Genomic DNA, 8404 nt, shown 5'->3' with positions numbered 1-8404 from the left:
ACCCGTTTGGGTTGCAGATAGCTCAAAATGCTTATCAGAGGGAGAGTGCTGTCGATCAAAGGTATAAGTTTAATGGGAAGGAGCTGCAGCCGGAGCTGGGTTTAAATACATATGACTTCCATGCTAGAATGAACGATCCTGTACTGGGAAGGACGTTTCAACAAGACCCAATGGCTGATTTATATTATGCATACAGTCCTTACAGTTGGTCTGCAAATAACCCACTGATATTTATTGATCCAACTGGAATGGTGATTGAAGAAGGAAGTCAAAAGGAATGGGAACGACAAAAGGGGTACGTAGAAAATCGCAGAGACAAGCTTCAGGGAAGGGCTGACAAATTACGTTCGAAAGCTGAAGCCAAGGGCTGGAGTCAAGAGAAGTTATCAAATAAATTAGGAAACGTAGATAAGCGCATTTCGAGCCTGAATTCAACATTAGGAACTCTTAATGAAATAGAAAATAGCGCACAAGTTTTCAGTTTGCAATCGGGAGTTCAAGGTGAAGGTGGTGTGAGTTATGATTCTGGAACAGGTAACGTTGTTATAGGCTTTGGAACTACTGCAAATTTTGTTCATGAATCTACACATGCGGGACAGTTTTTAGCTGGTCATGTGGCTTTTAGTGAGAACGGTAGTACTTTCGGGGCAGATATTTTTGATGAAGTAGCAGGCTACAAAGCACAGTTTGCATATGATCCGTCGTCTGTTTCTGGACTTACTTCCTCTTTTACAGCTAAATCATTTAGTGATATAACTCCTGCATGGGTGCAAAATATTCAGGCTTCTGATGGAAGCAAGATATATGCTCCTGGTGGAGCAGCGAATACAGGGGTAGCACCTGTAAATATTAACTCAAATCGTGATGCTTTGATAAGAGCATACCCAGGAGCAGCAGGTAGCTTGAGAGGGCTTCCTTCAAATTTTAGATTAAAGGATATTAAAGGAATAATACTTCCCCCATTCGATGAAGCTTACTAAAATATTATTAACAATTTTCGTGGTGCAGCTATCATGCTCACCAAGAACCACTTTGGTTGGAAATTATTCAGCCAAAGGTAAAGATTATACCTACAGCTTACAGCTTAATGAAGATAAGACCTTTCTATTTACTCAAAGGTATATTGAAGTTAAATCAAGTTGTGAAGGCAACTGGGAAGTTATTAAGAGTGATACGCTTTTACTTAAATGCTTTCCAGCAGAACAATTTGAAGAGCTTCAAGGAGGTTACATGTCAGATCGAGAGAGGAAAGTAGTTGTAATTAATAATAGAAGGCTTAAAATTAATGATGTGTTACTCAAGCTTGATAAATAACAAAATAAAGGCCCGATCAGCAATGGTCGGGCTTTTTGTTTTGGTGGTTTTAAGATGCGTGAGCCTTTCTTATTTTAGCATCTCTGATGTAGGTATCAATCAAATCAAAGAGTGTTTTTCTTTTATCATCTTCAAGTAGTTGTAGTTCTTCCAGTCGCTTCAAAGTTTTCTTATCAAACTTAGCATTCATGCCTTCGCCTACCAGGTAATCCAAAGACACCTCAAAGGTATCGGCTATTTTTTTGGCCACTTCAATAGAAGGGATGGCTTCGCCTCTTTCATACTTGCCAATCATCACCCTTGAAACGCCACTTTTATCAGCCAAGTCTGTCTGTGACCATCCGTTCTGTTCTCTTAAATTGGTGATAATTTTGCCTGTGTTCATCTCTGATAAGATACTTTTATCTATAAAAATCAATCTATCTAGTAAAAATAAGTAATTATAAGGGATAAAAAAATCCAATAGTTGCTTGTTTAATTGAAAACATCAGATATATTTGTATCCAATAGTTACATATAAACTTTTTTAAAAAATATCTCGATGAAAGCAAAGACCACTCGCCAGCTCAAAGTTTACCAGCAGCATCGCTCATTAAGTTCGGGGACCAGGATAGTACCGGAACTCAGGTTAACAGGAGTTTGGATAGAGCAGTTGGGTTTTAAAATAGGTGAGCGGGTAAACATCACCATGCGTGACAGGCTGTTGATCATCGAGCCGGTAGAAGGGGATACCAATTACAAGGCAGCTTTGCAGGAAGTAAAGCAAACCCTTAAAAAGTTGAGCCAATGACTATTGAACAGCTCAAACAAAGCCTGTCCATCCTGGAAGTAGCCGCTCACCTGGGCATTCGGGTAAACAAACACGGCAAGGCGTTGTGTCCTTTCCATGATGATAAAAACCCGAGCCTGCAGTTCTCCGCTGAAAAAAACATTGCTACTTGTTTTAGTTCCAATTGCTCAGCCGGTACGATGGACATTATTAGCTTAACAGAGAAGTATTTAAAGCTAAGCACCCATGAGGCCATTAACCAGCTAAAGGCCTGGGCAGGAGTCATCACCCCACAGCCAACCCTTGCAAAAAAAGAACCGTCCCCACCGTACAACAAACTGTTCACTGTCTTTAAGGCCAACCTAAAGAAAAGCGAGAAGGCCAGGAGTTATTTAAATAGCCGCCATCTAAACCCCAGCAACCTTGAAGCGGGCTATAACGCTGCAAGCTGGCCGCAGATGAAGTATTGTATTGTTTTTCCCTTGCGCGATGGTGAAAACCAGATCAGCAGCTTTTACGGCAGAAGCATTTATAATGACGCCGCTTCAAGACATTACTACTCAAAAAACAGAAGCGGACTTTATCCGGGCTATCCGGAACCCACTACAAGGTCACTGGTACTGACAGAATCGGTCATCGATGCCGCCACTTTACTACAAAACCAGGAAGTAACAAAGGAGCACGCAGTACTCGCGCTTTACGGTACCAACGGGCTGACAAGAGAGCACAAAGAGGCGATTAGCCAACTTACACGCTTAGAGGAAATTATTTTGTTCCTGGATGGGGATGAGCCAGGAGAACAAGCCGTTAAAAAAATAGCTGACCAGCTTTTATCTTTCAAAAGAAAAATCACCAGCGTTGCCACCCCTGAGGGTGAGGATATCAACAGCCTGGCCCAAAGTCATGACGGCGAAGTTTTTGCGCATCTGCTTAACGGGAGAAAACCGGTGCAGACCGGGGCCACCGGGCCTGGCACGCTTGTGAGTGAAAACCCCAACCGCTTAAGCTTTACCACCCATCTTGCCAGCTATTATGTTGCCGGTGGGGTGAGGAAGGAATGGGACAGCCTGCGGGTTACGCTGATCATACAGCATCCTACAGCGCGGATTAAATACCGCAACAAGCTTGATTTATACGAACACCGCCAGGTGGAAAGGGTGGCAAGGGAAGCATCGGAGAAACTTACCATCAGGGCTGATCTTTTACAAATAGACCTGGAACATTTAACCGACAAGCTAGAAAGCTACCGCGAAGAACGCTATGGTCAGACAGAAACCGCTCCGCCCAAAACACACCTATTGTCACCGGCCGAGACCCAGGCCGCCAGGGCCTTTTTATCGGGGCCCGGATTGCTTAAGCGGCTGAATGCCCTGATCGGCCAGGCCGGTGTGGTAGGCGAGGAAACCAGCCGGCTGTTTTTGTTTGTGATCGCCACCAGCTATAAAATGGAAGCAACGCTTCACGCCCTGATCCAGGGTTCTTCGGGCAGCGGCAAAACCCATTTGCTGGCCAAAGTCTCGGGTCTGGTTCCGGAAGAAGCAGTTTACCACTTTACCCGTGTTACCGAAGGGAGCTTTTACAATTACGGCGCTTATGATCTTAAAAACAAGCTGATCTGCTTAGAGGATTTAGACGGTATGGAAGAGAAAGCACAGTTGGCCTTCCGCGAGCTGCAGTCGCGGGAGATGCTTTCCACCAGCACCACGGGCCAGGATGAGAAGGGCAATATCCGCTCTTACCAAAAGGTGGTGTACGGCCCGATGGCGAGCCTTGCCTGCACGACCAAAGGTGAGGTGTACGAGGACAACATGGGCAGGGTATTCTTAATCGCCGTGGATGAAACCAAAGAACAAACAGCAAGAGTAATCGCCTACCAGAACGCCAAAGCCTCCGGACAGGTGGACACAGCAAAGCAAAAACAGACCACTGAATTTATCTGCAACCTGGTCAGACTTTTAAAACCCTTGCGGGTGATCAATCCGTATGCGGGCAAAGTGAGCCTGCCGGCAGAGGCGCACAAAATCCGTCGGCTGAATGAGCTTTACCAGGGCTTTGTCAAGCAGGTGACTATCCTTCACCAATACCGAAGGAAGAAAGACCGCCAGGGCCGGCTGATCACAGAGAGGGAAGATTTACAACTGGCTGCAGAGATTATGTTTGAAAGCATTGTGCTGAAGGTAGACGAACTTGACGGGAGCCTAAGGCTCTTTTATGAAAGGCTCAAGGAGTATGTAAGGCTAAAAGGCGGCGAACACTATGAAAGTTACAGCTTTAGCCAGCGTGAGATACGCCAGGCGCTGCATGTAAGCAAGAGCGGCTTGCACCGCTATATCAGGGAGCTTTTGTCCCTGGAATACCTGGCGCTGGTGGGCGGTTATGCCAACAGGGGTTATCGATACAAGATCAGCTACTGGGACAACATTGCCAAACTAAGAGATAAGGTAAAACGCCACCTGCAGGGGCAATTAGATCAACTGGAACTCGATATTGAATCAAACAAAACGCTGGCGTTCCAAACCGGTGGAACACCAGATGGAACGCCAGAAATGGTCAAAAACATTGAATCAGTCAAATGAAGGCACATTTTACCGCTAGCGTTCCGCGTTCCAGAAAAGAGAGAGGGTACCCCCCAGCCATTAGCTAAAAACCACCCATGAAATTTACCATCAAAAGCGATTATTACAATCATCTTTGCAGCGAGTTTAAAAGCTGGCTTCATGCGTTGGGTTACGGTGAGTCCACACAGCAGAAGTTTTTAACGGGGATAAGGGAATTGCTTGGCTGGCTTGAAGCAGGCGGCATCGGGGACGTATCCGGAGTAGACAGCGAAGTAATCGCCCGCTACAAGATTTATTTAGAAACCCGCCCGAACTATATCAGGGGTGGGGGCTTGAGTGCTGCAACCATTACCTCGAGGCTTTATGTATGCTCGCTATTTTTTTCCTCCCTCACAGCGCAGGGAAGAATAGCACAAGACCCCATGAGCGGACTGTTGTATGAGGGGGCGGTAAAAAGAAGGGAAAACCTGTTATCAGTGGGGGATATAAAAACAATATATGCGAAAGCAGAAACTGCCAAAGACACGGCCCTTTTATCACTGCTTTACGGCTGCGGGTTAAGGCTGAGCGAGGCGATCGGTTTAGATGTGGGGGACGTTAATCTTCGCACAGGCTTTTTGTATGTGCGCCCATCAAAGAACGGCCAAAGTAGAACCGTTCCGCTAAGCGGTCGTGTGAAAGAAGGCCTGCAAAGTTATTTACACAAAGAAAGAGGCCAGTATGTAGCCCCATGTTATGTGACAGCCGCATTTATGCTCAATAGTTGCGGCAGGCGTATGCAGGCGGGTAGTTACAGAAAAAGGCTGCGCTATCTTTTAGCCAGGTCAGGGATCACCAGGGCAGTAAGCTGTCACCACCTGCGCCATGCGATTGCCACGCACCTTTTAGAGTCAGGCATGACACTCGAGCAGGTAAAAGATTTTTTGGGCCACCGCAAGATCACTACCACCCAGGCCTATACCCATATCAGCTCAGATTACCTAAAACAAAAGATAAGCTATGAAGCTACAGACCTACTTGCAAGACCATTACCGCCCGAGGACAGCCCACCAGTATTACCTTGATATTATGCGCTATCAGGGACAGACAAGTAATCATAGGCAGGCTGGTTACCGCCAGGTACTGGCCCATCTTGGCAACCTGCGGGACCAGGGCCTGAAAGGGGGCACAGTTACAAGAGTACTGGCCGCTGTGAAGGCTTATTATGACTGGCTGCAGCAGACTGGGCGAAGGGCAGACCACCCATGCAAGTATGTAAAGCTGCGCTACAGCAAAGACCAGGGGGTTAACCCTGCCGGCCTGTTCTCCCCCGCAAAACTCGAAACATTAATGGAAGATGTGCTGCCACAAACTGGCCAGGGAAGGGCGGTTTATAGAAGGTTGTATTACAGAAATAAGCTGATCGTAAGTTTACTAATCTATCAGGGGCTCGCTACCCAAAACATCATTAACCTTGAGATAAAGGATATTAATCTTGAGCCGGCTACGATCTACATCAGGGCCACCCATCAGTTAAATGCCAGGACGTTGGGCCTGCATTCCCGTCAGGTGATGCTTATTAGCCATTACCTGACAAGGGAGCGGCCAGGCTTATTAAAGCAGTCCACCGATAAGCTATTGCTGACAAAGAGAGGTTTACCAGAAAGCGGCTGCGGGATCAGAAAGGTGATAGAAGCCAAAAAACACCTGTTTAGTGATAAAGCCCTGAGTGCACAAACGATCCGCCAGAGTGTGCTTGTGAACTTGTTTAAAACTGGAAAAGACACAAGGGTAGTACAGGTATTTGCAGGGCATAAACAGGCTTCATCGACAGAGAGATACAAACAAACTCATATAGAGGAACTAAAAGCGGCGGTGATGAAAAAACATCCGCTAGGTTAAAAATGGCGTAAGCGATCCCGCTAAGCTAGGCGTCCTTTTTCCATAGCACGCAGGTAAAGCGGTGTTCAGTCGTTCAGGTAGCTAGCTTCCCGCTATGGCCATTGCGCTCAGGGCCCCAGCTATCCACCTTCACTACCTTCACGGGCTGTTCTCCTTGCAGGTCAGCCGCTATGGCCTGCGCTTCACCTGCAACCACAGCCCCTTGTTTGTCCGCACCTTGCGCCCTCAGTCAGCACTGCGGCCCGCCGGCCCCCCGTTTTTACTCCGCGCAGGAAAAAAGCAAATGCTCGCGCCGTAAACCGCTATCGCTATTTAGCTGGCCCGCAAGGCCTGCCTTTGCTTTTTTGCCCACCCTTCTGCCGGCTACTCACCGACAGGCTTCCTTCGGGATGCGGTAACGGTGCGGAAAGAAGCCTCTAAGAAAGCCACTGCTACCTTACCGCGCAAAACCAGGATTAGTCGTTGTAGACAGGTAAGGGAGCTTGCTTGGAGCATCCCGGCTCAGGGTAAAAATCCACAGTGTTCAGAGTATAAGAAAATCGTTCATCCGGATTTTTACCCTTCACCGGAATGTTGACCTTTTACTTATTCTTCCTTAAAAGCCAGAAAGGGGGGCGGAATGGTTCCCAAATGTCGGCATCAAAGTAGTAGCTTTTATCTGGCGCTGGCCTGGCGCGTTTGGGAACCGAATGTAGCGAAGGGCAGGCCGGGGATCGTGACCGAAAGGGTGCGGCTGGCCAGGGGCTATTTGCTGAAAGCCGTTAGTGCATAATGGCGGTTATATAACCCGCAACACCAATAAAATCAAACCAACAGTGAGGAGTTTATATAACAAAGCATTATGTAAAATAGCTTGGGTACGAGGGAAAGCCCAGGGATGGCCTAACCTGATCGCTTACCAGAAACTTAAGATAAATGAAAAAAAATTATGGGTTTTTTGTCATAATAAAATCAATGTTTAAAGCCAATAGACGCATATTGCAAAATCAAAACCATCAAATAGGGTCAATAAAGGCACTTTTTGTTGTCCTATACATTTAAATCAGCAAAGTATATATTTAAGGCAGCACGGCGCACTTAATTTTTTTAATTAAAAATGAGTGCCATGAGCAAGAAAAATAAAAAGGTTAAAAAGGTGATTAAAATAACAAAACCGCTAATTAAACTGGTAAAAGTAATATTAGATATACTTTCCATTTTAAGTTGATCGCTAGTCAATTACATTTGTATATATAAAATTTTTAGGGCTCAGGTGTGTTTTTCTTTTACCTAACATATCCTTCCTCATTGCTAAAACTATTTTACCAACAGCCTCCCGATGTTCTTCAAAATTTGGTTTATCCAACTGAGATTTAATCACTAAATCAACCATCTGATTTATAGCTAATACAACCTGATCAGAGCTGTAAAGCCAAGATTTATATTGTTCCTCAAAAAACTTTCTTTTAGTATCAGCAGAGACGGTTTTGCCAATAAAGCCTTGAAGCAAAATAAGAAGATTAGCATATTTTTCTTCCTTAAATTTTAACATTGCCTCGTCTTTTTTTGACCTAATGCCAAAAACATAAGTAAGATAGGATCCAATTAACCCTGTAAATATTGGTAGAATGAATAAAAGAAGATCTTTAACCTCCATCAGCTGTAAATATTTTGACTAGAATAAGGTAAATATAAGGCTCTTATTTTTCAATTGAATTATTCAACTGAAAGAAAAATGTTATCTTGCTGTCAGGTGCTATAAAGGTACTGAAAGTTCTTTTACAGGTTGTGCCCGTCAGCGTCCGACCGAGCTAAAAAATCCGTGTAGGGTTAATAGAAACGTTCTTTGATGATTTTAAGATAACCCATACCAAGTCACCTATAATATCAGCGGATGACTATT

At 45.1% G+C, this 8404-nt stretch carries 10 protein-coding genes; 7 read left to right on the top strand and 3 right to left on the bottom strand.

The window, feature by feature from the left end:
- Together AC04NP_RS29960 and AC04NP_RS29955 are read left to right on the top strand one after the other, a co-directional pair.
- Positions 1-980, top strand: a 980-nt coding sequence (locus AC04NP_RS29960; protein ID WP_482863796.1) for an RHS repeat-associated core domain-containing protein, incomplete at its 5' end; no start/stop codon positions are given.
- A complete protein-coding gene (locus AC04NP_RS29955) occupies positions 967-1314 on the top strand; it encodes a hypothetical protein (RefSeq protein ID WP_482863794.1) in 348 nt (115 codons plus the stop codon). The genes AC04NP_RS29960 and AC04NP_RS29955, both read left to right, overlap by 14 nt.
- A gap of 49 nt (positions 1315-1363) precedes the next feature.
- Here AC04NP_RS29955 and AC04NP_RS29950 read toward each other — a convergent pair whose 3' ends face one another.
- A complete protein-coding gene (locus AC04NP_RS29950) occupies positions 1364-1699 on the bottom strand; it encodes a helix-turn-helix domain-containing protein (protein WP_482863793.1) in 336 nt (111 codons plus the stop codon).
- A 156-nt stretch (positions 1700-1855) separates the two neighbouring features.
- Here AC04NP_RS29950 and AC04NP_RS29945 point away from each other — a divergent pair, with 156 nt between their 5' ends.
- The 4 genes from AC04NP_RS29945 to AC04NP_RS29930 all read left to right on the top strand — a co-directional run bounded on the left by AC04NP_RS29945 (position 1856) and on the right by AC04NP_RS29930 (position 6522).
- Positions 1856-2104, top strand: coding sequence for a SymE family type I addiction module toxin (locus tag AC04NP_RS29945; RefSeq protein WP_482863792.1), 249 nt, complete (start codon positions 1856-1858; stop codon positions 2102-2104).
- Positions 2101-4659, top strand: coding sequence for a toprim domain-containing protein (locus AC04NP_RS29940; protein WP_482863791.1), 2559 nt, complete (start codon positions 2101-2103; stop codon positions 4657-4659). The genes AC04NP_RS29945 and AC04NP_RS29940 overlap by 4 nt, the downstream gene beginning before the upstream one ends.
- 77 nt (positions 4660-4736) lie before the next feature.
- On the top strand, positions 4737-5705 hold the full coding sequence (locus AC04NP_RS29935; protein ID WP_482863790.1) for a tyrosine-type recombinase/integrase: 969 nt from the start codon (positions 4737-4739) through the stop codon (positions 5703-5705).
- Positions 5641-6522 carry a tyrosine-type recombinase/integrase gene (locus AC04NP_RS29930; RefSeq protein WP_482863789.1) on the top strand — a complete coding sequence of 294 codons (882 nt, stop codon included), beginning with the start codon at positions 5641-5643 and terminating at the stop codon, positions 6520-6522. The genes AC04NP_RS29935 and AC04NP_RS29930 overlap by 65 nt, the downstream gene beginning before the upstream one ends.
- A gap of 73 nt (positions 6523-6595) precedes the next feature.
- On the opposite strand, the gene AC04NP_RS29925 is transcribed toward AC04NP_RS29930, so the two are convergent.
- Positions 6596-6718, bottom strand: a complete 123-nt coding sequence (locus AC04NP_RS29925; protein ID WP_482863788.1) for a hypothetical protein — start codon at positions 6716-6718, stop codon at positions 6596-6598.
- Between the two features lie 423 nt (positions 6719-7141).
- On the opposite strand from AC04NP_RS29925, the gene AC04NP_RS29920 reads away from it, so the two are divergent.
- Positions 7142-7294: a hypothetical protein gene (locus AC04NP_RS29920; RefSeq protein WP_482863787.1), complete on the top strand. Its 153-nt coding sequence runs from the start codon at positions 7142-7144 to the stop codon at positions 7292-7294.
- Positions 7295-7732: 438 nt separating this feature from the next.
- On the opposite strand, the gene AC04NP_RS29915 is transcribed toward AC04NP_RS29920, so the two are convergent.
- Positions 7733-8158 (bottom strand): hypothetical protein, encoded by a 426-nt coding sequence (locus AC04NP_RS29915; protein WP_482863786.1) that lies wholly within the window; start codon positions 8156-8158, stop codon positions 7733-7735.
- Between the last annotated feature and the right edge of the window lie 246 nt (positions 8159-8404).

The organism is Agaribacillus sp. DX54, assembly GCF_056858335.1.
The sequence above is the reverse complement of the archived record's forward strand: the minus strand, read 5'-3'. Positions and strand labels throughout refer to the sequence as shown.